The following is a 23,017-nucleotide window of genomic DNA, read 5'->3' on the forward strand; positions in this document are numbered from 1 at the left end:
TTTTATACTAGGTTTTTACAACCTTATTCTTCCCAAAAATATTGCTAAAATAACATTTTAAAGAATAAAAAGGACTTATCATACTGCTTAAATAGAACTCAATTTCAAAACGTGCAATTATATCATGTTTTAGTTGACCTTTATACTTAATTAAATGTCGTAAAACTCGCCGTAAATTTGCCACAAAAATCCTAGCAAACACAATAGGTTTTTGCCAAGTTTTGGCATTTATAAAGCGTAGCTGACAATGACATAAACCGCAGCCTCTAGCCAAGCTTATCAAATAATCTTTTTCTAATCGCCAATGTGGTATTTGATGATAAGTATGCATAGCAGGGTTATACCAAATTTGCCAACCTGCTTTGTGTATGTATAACAATGGTTCATAGTCATCTCCCTGTACCATCAATCCTGGTAATTTTCCTGTTAAATTAGGTCGTTGTGGAACATTTTCGCACCATGCTTGTTTACGAACTACAAGCGCTGCACCAGGAGGAAGCCTTAAATTATCTGGATCAAATAAATGGGATTGATTTCCGTGTTCTCTAATAGCCATAAAGGCTTGAATTCTTTCAAAATTATGTGGCGGTTTTACCTCGTATTCACCATGTATTTGACCGCTCCATGCACCAGCTAGAGGATGTTTTTGACCAAAGTTATGAGCCTGTGCTACCCAATCAGATGCAGGTAGATTATCATCATCTAGAAATGCGATTATCTCACCTCTGGCTTCTTTTACGGCTCTCAGTCTTGCAAATGCAGCTCCCTGTTGTTTTTCCAAAAAGTACCTCAACGGAATTTCACTATTCCAGGTTTTTTGATAATTATCAATTACAAGAGCAGTGTTATCTTTACTATTGTTATCAACAATAACTATTTCCCAGCTTAGAGTTTCTTCAAAACTCTGATTTTTCAACTTCTCCAAAAGTCTAGTTAACCGATTTTCACTGTTATATGTAGGAATAGCTAAAGTTAGATTTAAAATATTATTTTTACTTTTGTCAGTCATAATTTTTCAAAAATTTTATTTTAAAAAGATAAAAAGGGCTAATTAAACTGCTTACTAGTAACTCTTTTTCACAGGCAGCAATTAAATCAGTTTTAATTACACCTCGATATTTGAAAGTGTGAATTATAATCGTGCGTAAATCATTAACTAAGTATGCTAAACTCGCTAAGGGTCTTTGCCAAGGTTTTGTTCTCAGCATCCGTAAGTGATAACGACTTAAGCCAACGCAGCGAAATAGAAGAATTAAATATTCTCTTTGCAATCGCCACGCAGGAATTTTATGATATACATGCATTTCTGGGTTATACCAAATCTCCCAACCACCTAACTGAATATGTAAGACAACTTCTAAATCTTCACTTGCTAAACCCGCTTCTCTACCTTTGTGGTTTAAAACAGGTTGTTGTGGAACATTTTCGCACCAAGCTTGTTTACGAACTACTAAGCCTGCTCCTGGGGGTAGCATTTTCATTTTGGGCTGATATATATGGGGTTTATCACCTCGTTCGGTGATAGCTAAAAAACAGGCTATTTTATGAAAGTTTTCCGGCGGTTGGACTTCAAAATCACCGTGAATTTGGCTCCCAAAAGCTCCCGCATTGGGATGCTTTTGAGCAAAAGCATAAGCTGCTGTTACCCAATTTGATACCGGATAATTGTCATCATCAAGGAAACCGATTAATTGACTTTTAGCTTCTTCAACTGCGCGTTTTCGGGCATAAGCTGCTCCTTGTTTCGCTTCAAAGCAATACTTTAATGGGCAAGCACATTGCCAATTTTCTTGATATGCCTGAACCACTTTAGCTGTATTATCAGTGCTGTTATTATCTACAACAATGATTTCCCAAGATAAATATGGAGTGCAAATTTGATTTTGCAGTCGTTCTAAAAGCTCAGGCAAACGACTTGCACCGTTGTAAGTTGGGATGGCTACAGTAAAGTCAAGACACTTAGTCATAGCGCAAAATTTGTATTGCTATTAGGGTAATTTTTTAGTATGCCCAAAGATAAAAAATCTAGTTAAAGTTACTATGTGACTAATTTGCCATTATTCATGAGATAGATAAACAAAAATTGCACCTGATATTTCAAGTTTGCTCTGAAGGTGCAGTTTATAGTTCCGTATTTTTATGGAATTTTTATTATTGTTTAGCGATCGCATTTATTATTTAATTGCAATCACCATCTTTTTCAGTTCGCATTCCTCCTAGAAGAGTGTCTACAATCACACATCGTTTTACCTCACTTGCTGTGGTAGTTCCAGGGTTAGGTACAGCTACTAGAACTTTTAAACCTGTATCAGAAGGATTACTATTAGTCTTAGTTGCTAAAATACCCATATAATCGAAAGTAATTGTTTGTGGTGCATTGGAATTGTAGACGGAAGCGTAAGTTGAAGTATTGCTAATACTGTTTCTATTATTTAGGTTTGTACCTAGCAATATTTGTCGTGGTTTAATTTCTAAATCTCCACCTAAATCACGCCAGTAATTATCAGGTGCAAAATCGCTAGGGTGTATGGCAATTTGTGGAACTTTATTAGTGTTATTAGTTGTAAAACTGACGCTGTAGCTAAGTTTTTTCTTTTTAGCTTCTCGTTGTGCGTCTTGCAGTGCAGCTAAGACGACATCGTTAGCTTTATTTACTCGCTGTCGATTGGTAAAACCAACCCAGCCAGGAGCAGCGATCGCCGCTAAAATTCCTACCATCAGCACCACTGCTATCAATTCGATCAGTGTGAAGCCGGCATTCTGTTGGATATCTCCAGAAGCGTAGTAGTTTTTACCTGCGAATTGCTGCTTTAATATTGCCAGTACAGATTTTTTATGATTTTTTTTAAACATCAATAAACCCACGCTATACATAATACCTTTTTGTTAATTAATTAGATGAGTTATTAAGGTTATTTAGCAGGTAAAAATCCGCGTCCTTGCACTTGAATGCTTGCAGTTGGGAAATAAGTAGCAGCACTGTTTGAATACTGAATTTGATTATTCTTGTCAAGGCGAAAATAGGCATTACCTCTTAAGTAAATCTTTGCCAATACTTTATCCGCTTCTACACAAGCATAAAATCCAGATGTGTTAGTTCCTATATCTTGTGAATTAGCCGGACAAGTAATCGCAGGTCCACTAGTGCTAATATAATCAAGTAAAGTCTCAGTTCGTGAAGTGTAAGCTGCTGAGTCTGCTTTCCATTGATTCATCTTTTCCTTGAGGCTAGAGCCAGGAATGGTTGGGTCTAGAGGTGGTGGATTAAACCCAGGACTAGAATCTTCGCCTTTAGTATTAGAATAAGCTGCACTAATTTTACCTCGAATTTGAAATCTACCAATGCGTGCTGAACGTGACCAGGTAGTGTTGCCCCCGGTAGGATTTGTAATTAAGTAATATGCCACTAATGAATAAGCAAAACCATCGTCTTTAACAGTATCTGTTTTAGAACTCACCCCAACACTATCAGCTAAATATTCTCGTTTCCAAAAAACTAGAATTGGTTGACAAACAGTTCCATCAGCGTTGGTTTGCTTACAATTAGGAGCTTCCTTTACGGGTGGTATTCGGTTTTTAATTCCTGAATTAGCAGGAAGAATAGTAGGAGGAGTCGGAGGAGTTGTATTATCTCCGTCTCTAGTTAATCCATCACGATCGTAAATATAAACTGCTTGCTGTAAATCTCGCTCAATGAAATCAAGTGCAGCCTGAATTTCTTGCTCGCTGGTTGCTTTGGCTTGTTCTTTGCGATCGGTGTCTAGGATGTCAATCATAAATCCCAATAAAGGGGTGATGATCAGTATGGCTAAAACCATTCCTATTAGCAGTTCAATTAGGGTAAAGCCACTATTTTTATTATTTATGCCAAAGCATTTTAATTTAAGGTTCAGTATAAATTTGAGTGAACTCATCATGTTACGGTTTCCCTTTTATTAACAGATGCTGAAGAATTAAGATTCAATTGGTGGTGCAACCTTTGTCGATTGGTTGGTTAGTTGGGTCTGAACCTTGAAGACGCTTGCAAAGGTCGCTATAGCTAGGCACTGTATCAGTAATATCTGTTGACATTTCTACTAAAGGTGCTTGCAGTGTTCCTAAGCCAGTTCCACCAGTAAAAGTCTGTTGCTGTTTAACGCTGTCTTTCGATGCCTTAAAAGTGATGCCACTTTTAAAAGCATTTGCTCTGTAAACCCTCACCCCTAAGGCATATCCCGTTGTAGAGGTTTTGTTACGAAAAACCTGCACAACCATATCAGTGGTACTGGTATTTTGGCATTTAGGAGGATCGGTAGCGTTAGTAGAAGGAGGTACAGTTACACCATCAAAATCTATGCAATACAAATTAGTTGGAGATGGGGGAGTTCCTGGTGATGTTGTCCCCGTTGTATTTGTGCAGTAAGAATTTGCTGCACAGCTTATGCTTCCTGAGTTTATAGGAACAGGAAAATCTTTAAGGAGACTATCACTAGTGGCTAATGGGGGGTCAATTTTCTTAGTTCTGACTCCATCAATATAGGATTTGGCTGCTTGGGTTGCAAATTCTATCCTTCGGGCTTGAACGCGGGTTGCCACTGATAAGATAATAACTGGTGCGATCGCTGATAACAAAATGCTAACCACTACGATCGCTACTAAAGATTCAATTATCGTGAAACCCCCTTGGCGAGATTTTGAGTAGGATGCAAGTATTTTTCCAGCTTTATTAACCTGTAGTGTTTGTTTGCTTGCTCGTTTTGCTGTCGTCATGGCAATTTACCCTATATTCAAACCCGATGTTTAGTCATTTGGTACGCTTGGACAGCCTTGTGGACGATATTCGTCAGGAACAGCCTTGGTAGAGTAAGTAGCACTGCCTACTCCTGTGCGGTTATTTGCCTCACCAGCACAAAGCAATGTTTTCACCCAAACATCATCTCGACCTACTTCTCTAAAGAACTCACTTGGACGACCTGCGGAAGGCTGGGTAAATCTTTGGGCAAATAAGTCAGGTTGCTCTGACAAAAGTCCGACATCAAAACCCCAGTTTCGAGTGGGTGCTGAGTAGAAAGGTAACAAACCATCGCCGTCTTCAATTGGGTAATTATCAAATGGGTAGTCATATATGCTGAGATTACCCAGAGTTGTGGTAGTGTCAGTACCCAATACCCCTCTGCTTTTCAAAAGGGGTGAAATCGGCGCTGTAGCAAAGGCACTCCGCTTAAGTTGAATAAAGCCACCACGAATTTTGGTTGTTCTACCTTCCCAGTTTTCCAAAAAGCGTACTAAGTTTTGCAAACCTGCTGACACTTCAGTAGGTCTACTAGGACTGTTTCCAACTACGAACGTGACATTAAATATGGTAGTGCCAGTATCAGCTTTTTTTAGCCAATTATCCCTAAACTGCGTTTGTACTGCTGAGTCCTGCCTGAGAGTATCATTTGGTTTCTTATCTGCATCATGAATTTGCAAAACAGGTACTAAAATTGGTTGACCATCTGCATCAGGTAAAGTATTCTCAGGACTTTCGCCCAAACTATCAATGGGCGGCAAATAGAATAGGGATTGGTCATTTCTATAAGTTGGGTTAGTGCCAGGGGCATCACCTGTACTTGTTGTTCTGAACCAGAGAGCGCTAATGTTGCCTCCAGATATTCCGTAATTAGTCCCTGCTACTAGAGTGCCAGTTGTGTATATACATCCATTTTCTGTATATTCAGCCGCAGTGACGGTAGTGCTATAAGCAGTAGTACGTAAAGGACAACCTACTCCTATAGGTTGGTAAGTATCAGTAGCAGTGGTTGTTACCAGTTGGTTGTTGTTATCACGGGCAAAGGCAACCCGGCGAGGATAACGCCTATCTTCTGCAACTAAAGCTAAACTACCTGTATCGCCAGCCCCAAGCCGTTGTCTTATGCTCTTATTATTTGGAGCAGTTCCGAATGCAGTATTCCAATTAGTAACAACAGTTGCAGAGTAGCCAGGAGCATCGGCTATAGCTTTGCCTAATTGATTTGCCTTAATGTTCTTCTCTGTGATGCTTAAAGCACCATTTCCATCACTGTCAAATCCAACCACCCAGTCATTTGCTGTACATTGTGATACCTCTTCTTTGGGGCAGATTTCCATCACATACAAGGGGAAACCATTTGCCCGTCGCTGAATTGGTGTTACACCATTGATTGTGTAGGAACCTAATGCAGTTTTTGGAATAATGGTATTACCAGTTCCATTAACTGGTTGCCACCAATCGGTATTAGTGAGGTAGTTGTTTTCCAAAAAGCCGTTTTTCAGTCGAGGGTTATTATTTATGTTGGTGGGCAAGCTGGTTAGATTTAAGTTGCTTGTAAGTGGAATACCAGTGTTGTTGTTTAGGTCAAAATCGCCTTGGTTGCGGGCGCCATCGACAAAAGTGCTAGATAGCAGCGTCATCGAATCAGCAACAACTGTTGCCGATCGCCAGTAGTCTCCCCCATCAGTAGGACAACCTGTTCTTCCTGGACGACAAGCAAACTTGGTTTGAGGATCGCTGCGATCGTAAAAGCTGGTAGATTCTAATGTTTGAAATTCTTCAATTTCTGTACTACTGGTGGTGTCAGTACGGTGCAAGTTGAATCTACCTCTAATATATGCGGGTAAATCCGTTGCTAAAATCAGACCCTTTTCTCTAGCGATGAAAGTATTGCTGTTATTCCTTGCTAAGGTATCACCGTTGTAAAGGCGGATACCATTGGTGCGACGAGTGGCATCAAGCTGAAAGTCTGTTGGGCTAAGTAATTCTGACTGAGCAGTTGTGTTACTTTTATCTATTAATGCATCTTCTCTGGTGGCGTAAATAATGCCACTCATCGGTAATAGATATTCTGTACCTGTACCAACTGTACCTGTAATCGATGTCGTGATTAGCTGGGCTACATTAATATCAGTTACCCGAACTTCTAAGGGTTGACGCTGTTCAAGGTCTAAAAGGTAGTCAGTGGCAGGTAGAAAGCTAGCCTGCTTGATTTCCCTAGCATCTAGGAAAGATGCTTCTTTAATAGCGCCATGAGGAGGTTGGTTACTTGGAGTGACGAAACCGATTTCATTATTGAAAATAGAAATCGCACACAGGGCAGTATCAATTGCTGAATAATCTGCCAGTTCTAAGTTACTGGTTGAACCTGTCGGTACTGTAGTCCCAGTGCCAATTTTATCTAGAGCATCCTTTAAGGGTTGATTTACTCGACGCCCATTAGGAAAGACTAAGTTTGCTTGTTTTACTAGATGAGCTTTGTAGGTGGCAAAGGTACTTCTGCCAGGGAAGTTGTAAACAACACCGTTGTTAGATTTACCATTTGTATCAGCATTCCAAGGTAAGCCAGTTCTATTTTTAGTTGAATCAAATACTTCTCCAGCATCTTGAACGCCGTTGTTGTTGATGTCTTTGAAGTATATATAGCTGGGGTCGTGGTAGCTACTAACACAAGCTATAGGGGTTTGGTAATCTTCAGCGTTATTTTTGTAGTGATACACAGCAGTTGCCCGCATTAGTAAATCGCCCTTGCGTGTTTCTGCTGGGTTAGGGCTACTCATGGGCATGGTGTCGGACCACACAAGTATATCAGGCAGAGTAGGAGGAGTAATACCTAAGACAGTAGCAGGCTCTTTTAAAAATGAATTAGTGTCACGACCGTAATAAGGACCGGATGCATTGGTAACACCAGGACCATCAACATAAATCCCGGCACCAGTTACAATGCGGACTCCACCAACGTTATCTAACTCATTTTCTGGAATCTTAGCGGCGTTTTTTTCCCAAAAGCCATTTCTTGCTGAAATACCGAGGTCGCCAAGACTTTCGCTTTGAGTGGTACGCCATCTTTGCGGAGAACCAGTTGGTCTTGTCCAGTTAACAGCGCTGCTGTTATTAAAAATTGGCTGTTGACCATCCATGCCAACATATTTGCCATCTGATTTCCATAATGCAGGTAGATTGTTACCGACAAAAATGCGATCGCCTAACTTAGTCTGAACACCTTCTTGGTTGCGTTTTGTTGGTTCTGTCGCTTCTAACTGAGTAGGAGTCACAGTCACAGTTGTTGCGTTAGTCAACTGGTTGCTGCTGTTTATTGGCTCTCTCCAAACTGCTGGGGGTTCAAATAAACTGTAAGTAATAGCGCTATAGCCAGTTAATGCGTTTCCTCCAAAGGCTACTTCAGCGAAGGGTACGCGGCGTGTACGATTTTTAAGGTAAAGTTCTATTTCATCTGCAAGAATCTTTCTCGCTGTGGTGTCATCATCACCAACTTGAACACGTTCATCAACATTTTTTTTAATATCGTCTGGGTATCCACTAGCTGCAACTGCTGTTTCAACTCCACTACCAGTAGTTGCAGTGTTACATGATGAACAAAGAGCGATCGCATCAGTCTTCATCGTGGCAATGCGTTGATTGTATGCATCATCGTTAAAGCCGATAGATGCACCGCCGGCACTATCAGTAGACCTGCTAGTACTCTTAATCTCTATATCTCCTGTATTTGTTAGTGGTGCATTACCAAAACCTTTATACAAATGAACTTTAGCAGCTTTTTGATCGGTAGTTTGAGCAATGCTTCCAGTTCCTACATTACCTCCGACACTAATCTGCCCGTTTTCTTGGTTATAAAAACACGATGACTTACTGCTGACTTGTCGCAACTCAATATTACCTGGACCACCTCCCCCAATGAGCAAATTGCCATTAGTGTGAATTCTCCCATTCAGTGCCAAGGCTACACCAGGTGTAATTTCTAAATCGTGTTCAGACCAAACTGCGTTATAAGCTACAGGAACGCGACTTCGGTCTTGTTGAAATTCTAATGCGACAAAACCTTTGTCTCCTTTATAGGTTTCGTATTCCGTCGCACTTAAACCAGTAAGGTTAGTAATTGGTACATTAACTGCATAGACAAAGAAGCTTTTACCCAGATTACCCGATTGGAGTTTATACCAACTAGAATTACCCACCAAGCTAGAAAAACCGCTAGCACTTGGACAGTTAGTGTTTGTATTGGCATTATCCATTGGTGGGGTTTTAGCTTCCAAGGGATTTCTTTTGCGGTTAAACTGCCCTGTGGTAGTATTTCTAGTCGGTGAGCGGAAGTAAATTCCGTATAAAGTATAGGTGTCCTTTTTGCCGTTGTTATCTGTATCTACAGCAAATTTCCAAGCAGTTTTTAATGATTCATCTGTCTCCAACGAAGTACCTGGGGTGTTATTTGGAATATCATAAGCCAGCTTTAGACGAGTTTCATCACCAAGCCTATATTTATCTTTTTTAATAGCGTCATATAAAGCGCTATCAGTTGGTGTTCCCCGTGGCAATGTTGGGTCTTCAAATAAAGCATCTAATTTAGCTCTAGCTCTATCAATCGCAGGAGCCGCAGCATTTATAACTGCCTGATTCACTCGAACATTACTAGCATTTTTGCTTCTATCAAAAGACCTAAATAAAATCGCAGTGGTTAGCAGCACAACTACTATCGCTACCATTGCCACTGTTGGCAAGACAAAACCAGCATTCGCTGATTCTCGTCGTCTTCGGGTGATAAATAAAGTTCGTAATAGCCAATTAATTGACTTATTAATTGCTGTTAGATAATTTTTGGTAAATCTAGTAAATCTTTTGGATAATATTTTTATTGCCTTGACTAGCCGGCGTTTTGAAGACATAGCTGCTTTCCTGTCAAGTGTATTTCACTAAAATTTGTATTTTTTGGAAATTGAAAATTAAGCCTATCGAATAATTTCGTAGGCAACATGCAGAGATTTTATTTAAGTGTCTAATTCACTGTGTTTTAGGGATTTTTAAAGATGAAAAATCTCTGTTATTAGAGTTATATCATTTGTAACTTTTGGAGATTATTCCGGTAAATACAGATTTGATGAGAATTATTTGATTTATAGCCGACAAAGGATAATAGCGCCATAATTTCACATTAATTTTGCCAAAGGTATTTCAGCAATAGGTGATTTCCTGAAGCTGTTGTTAGCAAAGTAAACTTATAGTACCCATCTGTTAAAGAAAACATATCAGTTGTTGAAAAATTCATATTAGATAGTTAAAAGCCTCCCCAGTTAGGCAACCGTGTACACACAAGTCATCGAATTCCCCAAAAAGGAGTGAAAAACCTCACCTTGTCCGTTCCAGACATTCCTCTCATTGCACTGCGTAGAGGGAAAGATTTTAGCTACGCTAAAAGCGAGGGTGAGGTTTTGAGGGAGTTGTGTGTACACCGTAGCCAGTTAGGGGAGGCTTTAGTGGTAAGTATTCTTGTGTGCGGTTAGTGTGGTAGTTGACCACATTAATTTTGATGGGGTTGTAGTAAAGACTAAAGCGCTGAAGCGCTTACTACAAAAATGCGCTTTATGTTGGGTGCGTTTTTATGAATTGGCGATTGTTAGTAATGATTGAGGTTAATGCCGGCTTCTTTTGCCATTGCGTGTAACCCTTTGGTTTCTAGGGTTTTGATGGCTTTGGTTGATATTTTCAGTTTAACCCAACGGTTTCCTTGGGGCCACCAAACGCGCTTGCTTTGCAGGTTGGGTTGCTGAAGTCGCTTGGTACGACGGTGGGAGTGGGAAATTGCAAAGGCGTTATTTGCCTTTTTACCAGTTAGTTCACAGCGACGAGACATACTCAGAATATCCTATTTATCTTGAACACAATCTCTTATTGTATTAAATTTTTATCGAGTAAGATGCAATATTATATCCTTGCGGCATTAGCAATTTGTAGAGACGTTCCGGTGGAACGTCTCTAAAGAAGGTGCCTTACGGTTCCCTAACGCACCCTACAATTTCCCGGCTCTGCCAGGGTGATTATTTTGCGGCTTGTTCTGTCAGCTTGGTGAGGACTTCATTTGAGCGTTCGACAAAAGATTTCATTCCTTCAGCGTCAAACCCTTTCTGAGACATCAGTGCCAAATCGTAGACGTGTTGGCAAATCATATTCACCAACTGACCTGTGGGCGACTGACCATCACCTTGAATTATACTGCCTTGATTAAGGTTCGCCAGATTTTGAATCAGGGGGTGAGCGGTATTCACTAACAAAATGTGGTCTTCGGGAAATTCTGCCCCTTGTTGCTGCATCATAGCGTTCATTTCTCGCAGACGCCGCAGAATTTCTGGTAATAGTACCATTGCTGGTGGTGTTCCTTGCGGATCGTCTGATTTTAAAGCTTCGGTGCGGATGTTGAGTCTGGGTTTGTTGAGTGCTTTCTCAAAGAGTTCTTTGACGACTTCACTGCGGGTTTTGTTGGTTGCAGGGTCAACAATTTCGCTACCTTTGTCTTTATCCAGCAAGGTGTTATCTAAGTCAGAGTCTACCCGCGTGAATTTAACATCCTTATATTCTTGTTCTAGGAAGTTGATAAAGTGGGTATCGATGAAGGAGTCCATAAATAGGACTTCTAAACCTTGGTTTTTGTGCAATTCTACATAGGTAGCTTGTGTTGCCGCATCAGTGCAGTAGAAAACGCGGTTTTCGTGGTGTTCTTTGTTACGTTCTAAGTATTCTTTGAGGGTGGTGTATGGGGATTGAGGGGTGGAATCAGCCGTTTTGGGAGTGACATCTTGCCATGCGTCGCCTTCGTCTGATTGTACCTGTACTGCTGGGGTATCAGCGGTTTTTTCTGATAGCTTGGCGGTGGTGCGGAAGATGATGATGTCTTCAACTTGTTTTTTGAATTTGTCGTCGTTGAGAACGCCAAATTTAACGAAGGTGCCTAGGTCTTTCCAGGTGTTGATGTATTGTTCGCGGTTATCGCGGTATAGTTCTTTTAAGCGATCGCCTACTTTTTTGGCGATATAATCGCCTATTTTCCGCACAGTGCGATCGCTTTGCAAGGCACTCCGCGACACATTCAGGGGAATATCAGCGCTATCAATTACACCCCGCATCGGAACCAAAAATTGGGGAATTATTTCCTCGCAGTTGTCACTGACAAAAACTTGGTTACAAAATAGCTTAATTTGCCCTTTTGTCACATCCACATCCGGTTTCATCTTGGGAAAATACAAAATCCCGTTGATGATAAACGGATAATCTGTATTCAAATGCACCCACAACAGCGGTTCTTCCTGGAAAGGATACAAGTAGCGGTAAAATTCTAAATAATCTTCTTGACTCAAACTACTTGCAGATTCTCGCCAAGTTGCTTTCTGCCTATTTAACACCTCACCCTCAAGTTTGATGGGTACTGGCATGAAATCGCAGTAAGTCTTGACAAGATTCTTAATTCGTGATGATTCTAAATATTCCTCTTCTTCTTCTTGTAGGGTCAGGGTAATGGTGGTGCCACGAGTTGTCCTGGGTGAATCTTCCAGGGTGTACTCTGGAGAACCATCACAAGTCCAGTGAACAGCTTGGGAACCTTCTTTATAAGATAAGGTATCAATTTCGACTTTTTGCGCCACCATGAAGGAAGAGTAAAAGCCTAGACCAAAGTGACCGATTATTGGTTGGTCTGATTTGCCTTGGTACTTCTGAATAAATTCTTCGGCACTGGAGAAAGCAACTTGGGTGATGTATTTTTTCACCTCGTCAGTGGTCATCCCGATGCCGTTGTCGGTAATAGAGAGGGTTTTGTTGTTTTTGTCAATGGCGATTTCTATTTCTGGTTCGCCAATTTCGCCTGAATATTCTCCAGCGCGAGATACCATATTCAGTTTTTGGATGGCATCTACAGCGTTCGATACCAGTTCTCGCAAGAATATTTGGTGGTCGGAGTAAAGGGACTTTTTGATAATCGGGAAAATATTCTCAGTATGGATACTGATAGTGCCTTGTTCAAGCATGATTCCTAATGTTCTGTTTAAGTATCTGAATTATGACTCTGGCAAATACATCATAGCCATCTGCTTTCAAGGGTAAGCCTGAAGAATGCTAGAAGGCATGATACCAATTAGGATTGTAAAGGCATAACTTAGGCGATCGCTTCTTTTTTCAGAGTTGTTTGCCCCCATAGAGTGATTCGGATTTCCCTACCCCTGCTAAATATCCTCCTACTTAGTATTTTTTTCCAAGACTAAAAAATAGTGATATGGATGGATGGGATCGATAAATTCTTGCTTGATGGTTAATCCTGCTTTGGCAACCGAGTCTAAAATCCGCTTTTTGGGATATCCTTTTAGCCCCATTTCCCAATAATGCTCGTTACAAACTGGTTTTGTACTCCAAAATTTTGGCACATGAAATAATAAATACCTTGACCTATGTGCATAAGAATATTTGATTTGAAGTGCCAAAAATTGGGCATTATAGGGAATCGAAATTACTAAAAATTTCTTTGTAATAAGTGCAAGTTGTTTTAAGGCTTCTTCTGATTGTTCATAAGGCAAATGTTCCAGCACCTGAAACAGGACAATCGCATCAAATTTATCTTTGAGGGTCGAAAAATCATTTGTTAGATCCAAAATTATGTCTGGTTCTAAGTTTGGGTCAATATCAGCAGTGGTGACATTGTAGCCATTGCGTTTGAGGATATCCGTTAACAGGGAATTAAAAATCCCAATTTCCAGGATGTTTTTTACCTGTGAGCCTAATGTAAATATTAGACGCAATTGGTGGTGATAACTAATCAGCCTATCTTTTGATAAATATTCCGAATTTTTCAGGTTTAATGAGCTAATGAGTTGCATAAAATGGACTGACTAAAGTTGTGGGTGAGTAATTAAATTTTTCCCCAAAAATCAGTCCGAGTAACAATTTTAGGTAAAAAATATTTTTTTCATTACCAACAGCCTGGGACTTAAGTCCCAGGCTGAAAGCTAAAGTCGGATAAATCCGACTGAAATTATATCATGTCCGAAAAATCATATATATTGTAAAGACGTTCCGCCGGAACGTCTCTACGACGGTTACTATTCTTCCCGCGACTCGGACTGAAATTATATCATGTCCGAAAAATCATATATATAAGACGTTCCGCCGGAACGTCTCTACGACGATTATTATTCTTCTCGCGACAATGTAGTAATCTGTGGCACTGGCACCTTACACTTTTTTGTTAAAGGTGAGTCCGTTATCGCCTTTGTCGATTAAAATGATGTCGCCAGAGATAAAGGTGTTCTCTAACAACTTGCTAGCGATCGCATTTTCTACTTCTGGCGCTCATTGCCCGTTTGATCGGACGTGTGTTGTAAACTGGATCGTAACCGATTTCTACGCCAGGCGATCGCACAACTTCATCAACCCATTTATCTTGCCAACGATACGAGGTTCTTCGAGCGGTACTTCGGTAAAAAAACTATTGAATTTGTTGTCTAAGCGATGGTGTCAAAATCATTAGTCCCCTAACAATTTCTTCAGGGGTGGCTGTACCATCGATTACCTTTGGTACAATTGCCATAACTTCCAAAGCCAGATTTGTAGGAATTCCACTTGCTTCTAAGCGCTTCAGTTCCAAAACATCAATTCCTGCTGCCAGTCCATCCAAATACTCTTCTACGGTCACTCCGTAGTCTTCAATCTGCGACATGGATATAATTTCCCGATTTTCTATCTATGTCTAAGTATCTTATCGGTTAAGAGTGTAGGGTGCGATCGCCACTCCCTTAATACTGAGATGGTGCGTTGCGCTGCGCGGCAACACACCCTACAAATAGTAGTTTCAAGCCTCAGGCAATGACTTGAGCGAGTTGACGGTGGTTTGCGGTATTGCCACTTTAATTGTCACTTTTTTGTTAAAGGTGAGTCCGTTATCGCCTTTGTCAATTAAAATGGTGTCGCCTGAGATAAAGGTGTTCTCTAACAACTTGGTAGCGATCGCATTTTCTACTTCTCGCTGAATTGCTCGTTTGATGGGACGTGCGCCATAAACTGGATCATAACCGATTTCTACTAAGCGATCGCACGCGGCTTGCGATATTTCCAATGATATTTTTTGGTCTGCTAGCAGATTTTGCACCCGTTTGAGTTGAATGCGGACGATATGTCGCATTTCTTGGCGACTGAGGGTGTGGAAAATAATTATATCATCGACGCGGTTAAGAAACTCTGGGCGAAAGTGCGATCGCAAAGCTTCTGTTACCCGCTTTTGCATCATGTCATATTTGGAGTCATCTTCAGATACATCAAGAATGTATTCGCTACCGATGTTACTCGTCATCACAATGACGGTGTTTCTAAAATCAACTAACCTTCCCTGAGAATCAGTAATTCTACCATCATCCAAAACCTGCAACAAAATGTTAAACACGTCTGGATGCGCCTTTTCTACTTCATCCAAAAGCACGACTGAGTAAGGACGGCGGCGAATTGCTTCCGAAAGTTGACCGCCTTCTTCGTAGCCTACGTATCCGGGAGGCGCTCCCACTAACCGAGAAACTGAATGTTTCTCCATATACTCAGACATATCCAAGCGCACCAATGCGTCACTAGAATCAAAGAGAAACTGCGCTAATGCCCGCGCAAGCTCGGTTTTGCCCACACCAGTGGGTCCCATGAACAAAAATGAACCAATAGGGCGTCCTGGGTCTTTCATCCCCGCACGAGCGCGACGAATTGCTGCTGATACGGCTTCTACAGCTTGCTCTTGCCCAATAATTCGTTCGTGCAAATGGCTTTCTAATTGCAGTAATTTTTGCCGTTCTGATTCCAAAAGGCGATTTACGGGAATTCCTGTCCATTTGGCGACGATTTCGGCAATATCAGCTTCAGTGACTTGTTCCCGCAGTAAGGTAGTACCTTGGTTTTGAGTTTCCAGAAGTTGCGCTTCTTTTACTTCCAACTCGCGCTGTACTCGCTCCAAATCGTCATATTTTAACTTGGCAGCTTTATTGAGATCGTAAGCGCGTTCGGCTTGCTCAATTTGCACCCGCAACGCTTCTTCTTGTTTCTTTAACGCGCTGATAGCTTCTAATAGCTGCTTTTCACCTTGCCATTGCTCATTAAATTGCTGTTGCTTTTCGGTTAAAGTGGCGATTTCTTGCTCAATTCGGTCTAAACGCTCTTTTGTTTGCGGCGTACCTTTCTCTTCCCCAGCCAATGACAGCTTTTCCATTTCTAGCTGCATTAAACGACGGTCAACAATTTCCAACTCCGCAGGTTTGGAGGTAATTTCCATTTTCAACTGCGCTGCGGCTTCATCTACTAAGTCGATCGCTTTATCTGGCAAAAAGCGATCGCTTATATATCTTGATGACAATGTAGCGGCTGCGACTAACGCCGAGTCAGAAATCTTCACATTATGATGCACTTCGTAACGTTCTTTCAAACCGCGCAAAATGGAAATGGTATTTTCCACGCTGGGCTGATCCACAAATACTTGCTGAAAGCGTCTTTCTAATGCGGCATCTTTTTCGATATACTTACGGTACTCATCCAAAGTTGTTGCGCCAATACAACGCAATTCTCCCCGCGCTAACATTGGTTTGAGTAAATTACCGGCATCCATCGCTCCTTGTTGGTTAGAACCTGTACCAACAACGGTATGCAACTCGTCAATAAATAAAACTATTTGACCGTTAGATTCAGTAACTTCACGTAAAACTGCTTTTAAACGGTCTTCAAATTCACCCCGGTATTTTGCTCCTGCAATTAAACTACCCATATCGAGGGAAATTAACTGGCGGTTTTTCAAAGATTCGGGAACGTCACCGTTAACCATGCGTTGTGCCAAAGCTTCGGCGATCGCTGTTTTACCTACCCCAGGTTCTCCAATTAATACGGGGTTATTCTTGCTGCGGCGCGACAATACTTGAATTACGCGGCGAATTTCGTCATCGCGTCCGATTACGGGGTCTAATTTACCAGCTTTCGCTTGTTCTGTCAAGTCTCTGCCGAACTTTTGCAAAGCTTCGTAACGAGATTCGGGAGCTTGATCGGTTACTTTTTGGCTACCACGAACGGTTTTGATGGTTGCTTCTAACTTCGAGGAATCCAAATTAAAAGCTTTGGACATTTTGCGTCCGATGCGATCGTCTTCGGCAAAAGCTAGAAGCATGTGTTCTACTGAGATGAAGGAATCCTTCATCCTAACTCTTGCTTCTTCGGCTCGATCTAACATCATATCTAAATTGCGACCGAGGTAAAGCTGCTCATTTTTGCCAACTTTCGGCTGACGTTGGATAAATGCTTCAACTTGCTGCTGCAAACGGAACGGATCAACCTCACAACGTCCGAGGATGCGTGTTGCTAATCCTGTGGGTTCTTCTAATAAAGCAATCATTAAATGTTCAACATCTAATTGCTGTTGTTGATAAGCACGAACTACATCCTGAGATTTAACAATCGCTTCCCAGGCTTTATCAGTAAATTTATTTGGATCTGTAGGCTGCATCTTTAAATAATTTAGGATTTTAGATTTTAAGTTGGGCATTGGGCAATGGGCAATGGGCATTGGGCATTGGAATAATTCTTTTCCTATTCCCTAGTCCCTAGTCCCCAGTCCCCAGTCCCTAGTCCCCATTCCCTAATCTAAAACGAAAACACCGTTCTGAGTGTACTTTGCCAGATGGTGCCGTTAGAGCTATCGTTATTAGGGTTGCTCACTAGGGATAGTATAGGGGTTATACTTACATTGTCGTTTAACTGTAGATTGTAGAATGCCTCGAAGTTAGTTTGGGTAGCGTCACCAAAGCCTTCAGCAACAAAAGGTTGACCGATCGCTACACCGGCAACAGTTCCGGGAAGAACCAAGTTACGCAAACCGACACCGATCGCCCAACTTAAAGGCTGTAAATCTATATTTTGGTTAATAGCAGTGTTAAATCCTTGGTAGTTACCGACTCCCAAGCGAGTAAAAATTCCGGTGTTACGATTTAAACTATATTCGGCATTGACCCCAAAGGCATTAATATCAGTGTTGTTAATTTCCGCATTAGTATATTGTAGCCGCAATGCAAAGCGCGAACTTGGGGAATATTCCACTTCTACACTGGCTTGATGGCGATCGCCAAATAAACCCCCGTCTGTGGTTGAATTAGATTGGTTGGCGTTACCGGCGATGTAAAGCGATCGCACGGTGAATTTACTATTTTTTGGTTTCCATGCGATCGCAGCACCGGCACCACCTTCTCGATCTATTTGATTTTGAACAATCAGAGGATTATTGATAAAAAAGGTGGAACTAAAATCAACCGCTTCGTTGTTCGCGTATTTATTACGATCTATAAAATCCCGTGGTAGCATTTTTGCCCCAACGGTGACAGCTAAATCGGGTGAGGGACGAAACGAGTAGTATAATCGCCTCAAATGTAAGTTTTCGTCTACGTTGCTGTAATCGAGTCCTCCATAATTGCCGATAAAGCCGCTGTTTGCCAGATTATTAGAATTTTTCTGCTGTGCCAAATTAATCGCATCACCACCATTATTACCAGATTCTAACTGAGTAACGAGTAAATCTTTTTCATTAAAGCTGGTATTGAGATTTAAGCGCGAACGGGCGACTATAGTACTGTTAGCATCACTACCGCTGGTGGGGGCAAAAATTAATTGACCTTTAAGCGTTGTTGTGGTAGAAAATTGACGTGCTTCGAGATAATTTACCAGATCGCTGGTTGTGCTGACACGTTTATGCAAATCATCTAGAGCAGACCGATATTCTTTTTGCAACCGTCGTAAGGTGATAATATCCTCTTGAATGTATTGATCGCCGATGGCTGTAGCAATCAAGCCTTCAACTTTATCTAAAGTAGCCGCTAAACCTGCGGCAAATTCATTACGGCTGAGAGGACGATTGCCTTTAAAAGTGTTATCAGGAAAACCAGAGATAACATTATAGCGTTCCATAAGCGATCGCAATGCCTGATAAGCCCAATCTGTTGGTTGAACATCAGACAATTGAGAAACTGAAGTTTGTTGAGTTAAAAACTCAGAATCACTGTCTACATTAGCAATTAGGCAATGGGCATTAGGCATTGGGCATTGGGCATTAGGCATTTTTTCCCCTTGTCCCCTTGTCCCCTTGTCCCCTTGTCCCCTTGTCTCCCTTGTCTCCCCTTCCAGATTCATCTGTGCCTTTAATGGCAGGCACGTTTGGAGGAGTGTAGTGATAATACTTAGTGCTACAATCCAATACGACTTACTCGTAGTAGGCACTTTAGTGCCTAAAATAAGCGCTAAAGCGCTTAATACGAGTTTATATTTATCTTTCTTGTGCGATCGCGTAAGTTCTAACCAATAAAACTTGCGTCGGTTGCTGATAATTTTGCAACCGACTAAGTTCTCAGACGACAACTTTTGAGAATTAATTTTTTGCCGCAGACATTGCTTCACTCGAAATCTTACCTATGTAACAACTTAATTACTGAGTTACAAGATTTTCTTGTGACTCCTGTTTCGCATTTGAACCCTGAGTATCCAATTGAATAAGTTCTACTTTGTACCCATCTGGATCTTCCACAAAAGCAATTACCGTTGAACCGTGTTTCATCGGTCCTGGTTCTCGGACTACTTTAGCACCAGTCTTTTTGATTTGGTCACAGGTAGAGTAAATATCATCGACTCCTAAGGCAATGTGACCGTAGGCATTACCTAAGTCGTATTTTTCCACACCCCAGTTGTAGGTTAGTTCTAGCACTGTATTGTCTGATTCGTCACCGTAACCGACAAAAGCCAGGGTAAATTCTCCACCTGGATAATCTTTTCGTCGCAGTAATTTCATTCCCAGGACATCGCAATAAAATTTCAAGGATTCTTCTAGGTTGCCGACGCGTAACATTGTGTGTAGTAAGCGCATAATACCTCTCTGTGTTTGGCTAGATGGCAATTGGACTTATAGCATAAATATATATAAAACTTACGTACCGTGACGCAATTACGTCCGTTGCGATCGCGCAGAGAAGCAATCTAAAACCTTGATTTTACATTGAGAGACTATTCTGTGCTACGTCTCTACATTGTTTTTCATGTCTTGTATCTAATAGGAAAATTTCTTTGTCTGTAATGACTAGATGAGCTGTTGTAGTGGTACTAGTGATGCTAGGGACTTATACAAACCATTATATTTCTTCTGTAATGAATAATAAAGCGGGTGCCAAAACGATTCTACTGTTGGCAGCTAATCCCAGAGATACTTCTAAACTGCAACTTGATGTAGAAGTGCGGGAAATTGATGAGGGGTTGCGACGAGCGAATAAGCGGGAACAGTTTAAATTAGAGCAAAAGTGGGCAGTGCGATCGCGTGATTTTTACCGCGCTATTCTCGACACTCAACCGCAAATTGTTCACTTTTGCGGACACGGGACGGCTGAGGATGGAATTATCCTGGAAAATGAAATGAAGCAGACGGTGTATGTACAAGCTGACGCGTTAGCAAGTATGTTTAAGCTGTTTGCTACTAAGGGTGTGGAGTGTGTTGTTCTCAATGCTTGTTATTCAGAAGTGCAAGCAGAAGCTATTAGCCAATATGTAAAATATGTCATTGGCATGAATAAAGCTGTGGGTGATAAAGCAGCTGTTGCCTTTGCTGTGGCTTTTTACGATGCTTTAGGTGCTGGGGAAGATGTGGAGTTTGCCTATGAGTTAGGTAAATCTCAGATGATCGGTTTTATGGAGCATCAAACTCCGGTTCTGAAGAAAAATGAATTAACTGATGTCTCGACTACTTTTGAACGTGAAGTTATTCCACCCAACCCTTATCAGGGATTGTCTGCTTTTGGGGAAGAGGATGCAGCTTTCTTTTTTGGACGGGAGACTTTTGTTAATGAGTTAGTGCAGACGACTCGCAAACAGCCTTTGGTAGGTGTGGTTGGTCCGAGTGGTAGTGGTAAATCTTCTGTGGTGTTTGCGGGATTGATTCCGCAGTTGCGAAGTGAGGGAAACTGGCTGATTTCATCTTTCCGTCCTGGTAATCAACCATTTTATCAGCTCGCTTGTGCGTTGGTGCGTTTATTAGAGCCAGAAGTTGGTGAAACTCAACAACTGCGGGAAGCGGCTGGACTGGCAAGTGATATGCAGTCGGGTAGAATTACTTTGCAGCAAGTAGCGTCTCGTATCCAAGAACGCAACAGTGGTAAACGTCTGTTGTTAGTTGCAGACCAATTTGAGGAACTTTATACGCTTTGCCAGAAGGAAGAACAAGAACGCTTTGCGGATGTTTTGCTTGCGGCTATTTCTTCCGAAAATCTGACACTGGTTTTCACCTTACGAGCGGACTTTTACGGTTATGTGCTTTCCTACCGTCCGTTTCGGGATGCGTTGCAGGAGTATACACCTCAGTTGTTAAGTTCGATGAAACCAGAGGAACTAGAAGCAGCGATCGCACTTCCTGCACAAAAGTTAGAGGTGCAATTAGAAGGGCAACTGACGCAACGCATTTTGGATGATGTGGGACAAGAACCGGGTAATTTGCCTTTGTTGGAATTTGCTTTAACTCGACTGTGGGAAAAGCAAGAAAACCGGGTGTTAACTCACCATGCATACGATGAAATTGGCGGAGTTAAGAAGGCGATCGCTAATCATGCAGAACTCGTTTATCAACAACTTAATGAAACACAGCAAAAACAGGCAGAGCGAATTTTTGTGCAATTAGTGCGTCCTGGGGAGGGAACGGAGGATACTCGACGCATCGCGACTCGTGGGGAGGTTGGAGAAGATAATTGGGGTTTGGTGAGTTATTTAGCGGGGTATCAAGCGCGGTTGGTAGTGACGGGGGGAGACCTAACCCCCCTGCCCCCCTTCCCTGCTAGGGAAGGGGGGAATGAAAGCCCCTCCCCTCGCAGGGGAGGGGTTGGGGGAGAGGTTTCTCCGGAAGATACGGTAGAGGTGGTGCATGAAGCGCTGATTCGGGAATGGGTAACTTTGCGAGAGTGGATGAATGCTAACCGTCAGTTTCGCACTTGGCAAGAGCGGCTGAAAGTGGCATTACGAGAGTGGAAAAATAACAACCATGATTCTGGGGCTTTGTTGCGTGGTGTGCCGTTAACTGTGGCTGAAGATTGGTTGCACAACCGTGCGGAGGAAATGACGCAGGAAGAGCGAGATTTTATTGCAGTTAGCGGACAACAACGGGATAGGGAGAAGCAGCAAGAGAAACGCAGACGACAACAAACTATTTTTGGGTTGACTGGTGGTTTTGTCGGTGCTTTGATGTTGGCAGGCTTTGGCTTTTGGCAATTGCAGCAAGCACAAAAAAATCAGCTTGGTCAAATTGAGGCTCTGGCTAATTATTCCACTGAACTTTTGAATCAAGACAAAAAGTTTGATGCCCTCATTGAAGCTTTACGTTCTGCAAAACCACTGCGCTCAAAAGATAATCCTCCTCTACAAGTTGTAGCTACGTTGCTCAACGCTGTTTATAATGTCAAAGAACGCAACCGCTTGCAAGGGCATAGCGAGTTGGTCATTAGCGTCGCTTTTAGCCCCGATGGCAAAACCTTGGCTTCTGGCAGTGCTGACAAGACGATCAAACTCTGGGATGTGGCAACAGGTAAAATTTCGCAAACCCTGACTGGGCATAGCAAGTGGGTCAATAGCGTCGCTTTTAGTCCCGATGGCAAAACCTTGGCTTCTGGCAGTGCTGACAAGACGATCAAACTCTGGGATGTGGCAACAGGCAAACTTTCGCAAACCCTGACTGGGCATAGCGATGGGGTCTATAGCGTCGCTTTTAGTCCCGATGGCAAAACTTTGGCTTCTGGCAGTGGTGACAAGACGATCAAACTCTGGGATGTGGCTACAGGCAAACCTTCGCAAACCCTGACTGGGCATAGGGATAAGGTCATTAGCGTCGCTTTTAGCCCGGATGGCAAAACCTTGGCTTCTGGCAGTTATGACGACACCATCAAACTCTGGGATATGGCAACAGGCAAACCTTCGCAAACCCTGACTGGGCATAGGGATAAGGTCAATAGCGTCGCTTTTAGCCCGGATGGCAAAACCTTGGCTTCTGGCAGTCCTGACAAGACGATCAAACTCTGGGATGTGGCTACAGGCAAACTTTCGCAAACCCTGACTGGGGATAGCGATGAGGTCAGTAGCGTCGCTTTTAGTCCCGATGGCAAAACCTTGGCTTCTGGCAGTGCTGACAAGACGATCAAACTCTGGGATGTGGCAACAGGCAAACTTTCG

The 23,017-nt window shown here is 42.0% G+C and carries 14 protein-coding genes; 1 reads left to right on the plus strand and 13 read right to left on the minus strand.

Annotated elements, in window-relative coordinates; genetic code table 11:
• Positions 1 to 7: 7 nt before the first annotated feature.
• The 13 genes from hpsE (TOL9009_RS0130920) to gloA form a co-directional block, all read right to left on the minus strand.
• The gene (gene hpsE / locus TOL9009_RS0130920; RefSeq protein WP_029637293.1) at positions 8 to 1,009 is read right to left on the minus strand and encodes a hormogonium polysaccharide biosynthesis glycosyltransferase HpsE; all 1,002 of its coding nucleotides are present in this window, start codon (positions 1,007 to 1,009) and stop codon (positions 8 to 10) included.
• Positions 1,002 to 1,967 (minus strand): hormogonium polysaccharide biosynthesis glycosyltransferase HpsE, encoded by a 966-nt coding sequence (hpsE, locus tag TOL9009_RS0130925; protein ID WP_029637294.1) that lies wholly within the window; start codon positions 1,965 to 1,967, stop codon positions 1,002 to 1,004. The genes hpsE (TOL9009_RS0130920) and hpsE (TOL9009_RS0130925) overlap by 8 nt, the downstream gene beginning before the upstream one ends.
• A 211-nt stretch (positions 1,968 to 2,178) precedes the next feature.
• Positions 2,179 to 2,853 (minus strand): pilus assembly FimT family protein, encoded by a 675-nt coding sequence (locus tag TOL9009_RS0130930; RefSeq protein ID WP_242055698.1) that lies wholly within the window; start codon positions 2,851 to 2,853, stop codon positions 2,179 to 2,181.
• Between the two features lie 59 nt (positions 2,854 to 2,912).
• Positions 2,913 to 3,917 (minus strand): hormogonium polysaccharide secretion pseudopilin HpsC, encoded by a 1,005-nt coding sequence (gene hpsC / locus TOL9009_RS0130935; RefSeq protein ID WP_029637296.1) that lies wholly within the window; start codon positions 3,915 to 3,917, stop codon positions 2,913 to 2,915.
• A 43-nt stretch (positions 3,918 to 3,960) separates the two neighbouring features.
• Entirely contained in the window at positions 3,961 to 4,749 is a 789-nt protein-coding gene (hpsB, locus tag TOL9009_RS0130940; protein ID WP_051503156.1) for a hormogonium polysaccharide secretion pseudopilin HpsB, read from the minus strand.
• Between the two features lie 30 nt (positions 4,750 to 4,779).
• A complete protein-coding gene (hpsA, locus tag TOL9009_RS0130945) occupies positions 4,780 to 9,672 on the minus strand; it encodes a hormogonium polysaccharide biosynthesis protein HpsA (RefSeq protein ID WP_029637298.1) in 4,893 nt (1,630 codons plus the stop codon).
• A 728-nt stretch (positions 9,673 to 10,400) separates the two neighbouring features.
• Positions 10,401 to 10,637, minus strand: coding sequence for a 50S ribosomal protein L28 (gene rpmB, locus TOL9009_RS0130950; RefSeq protein ID WP_029637299.1), 237 nt, complete (start codon positions 10,635 to 10,637; stop codon positions 10,401 to 10,403).
• 184 nt (positions 10,638 to 10,821) lie between these two features.
• Positions 10,822 to 12,801, minus strand: coding sequence for a molecular chaperone HtpG (htpG, locus tag TOL9009_RS0130955; protein ID WP_029637300.1), 1,980 nt, complete (start codon positions 12,799 to 12,801; stop codon positions 10,822 to 10,824).
• A gap of 207 nt (positions 12,802 to 13,008) precedes the next feature.
• Positions 13,009 to 13,644, minus strand: coding sequence for a class I SAM-dependent methyltransferase (locus tag TOL9009_RS0130960; RefSeq protein ID WP_029637301.1), 636 nt, complete (start codon positions 13,642 to 13,644; stop codon positions 13,009 to 13,011).
• A 608-nt stretch (positions 13,645 to 14,252) separates the two neighbouring features.
• Positions 14,253 to 14,483, minus strand: coding sequence for a hypothetical protein (locus tag TOL9009_RS0130965; protein ID WP_029637302.1), 231 nt, complete (start codon positions 14,481 to 14,483; stop codon positions 14,253 to 14,255).
• A 132-nt stretch (positions 14,484 to 14,615) separates the two neighbouring features.
• Positions 14,616 to 17,285: an ATP-dependent chaperone ClpB gene (gene clpB, locus TOL9009_RS0130970; RefSeq protein ID WP_029637303.1), complete on the minus strand. Its 2,670-nt coding sequence runs from the start codon at positions 17,283 to 17,285 to the stop codon at positions 14,616 to 14,618.
• Between the two features lie 137 nt (positions 17,286 to 17,422).
• Complete coding sequence (locus TOL9009_RS0130975) at positions 17,423 to 19,222, minus strand: iron uptake porin (RefSeq protein WP_029637304.1); 1,800 nt, start codon at positions 19,220 to 19,222, stop codon at positions 17,423 to 17,425.
• 28 nt (positions 19,223 to 19,250) lie between these two features.
• Positions 19,251 to 19,685: a lactoylglutathione lyase gene (gloA, locus tag TOL9009_RS0130980; RefSeq protein ID WP_029637305.1), complete on the minus strand. Its 435-nt coding sequence runs from the start codon at positions 19,683 to 19,685 to the stop codon at positions 19,251 to 19,253.
• 278 nt (positions 19,686 to 19,963) lie between these two features.
• Between gloA and TOL9009_RS41070 the strand changes: the two genes are divergently transcribed.
• Positions 19,964 to 23,017, plus strand: a 3,054-nt coding sequence (locus tag TOL9009_RS41070; protein WP_084763412.1) for an NACHT and WD repeat domain-containing protein, incomplete at its 3' end; no start/stop codon positions are given.

It is taken from the genome of [Scytonema hofmanni] UTEX 2349 (assembly GCF_000582685.1).
In the GTDB taxonomy this organism is placed as follows: Bacteria; Cyanobacteriota; Cyanobacteriia; order Cyanobacteriales; family Nostocaceae; genus Hassallia; species Hassallia hofmanni.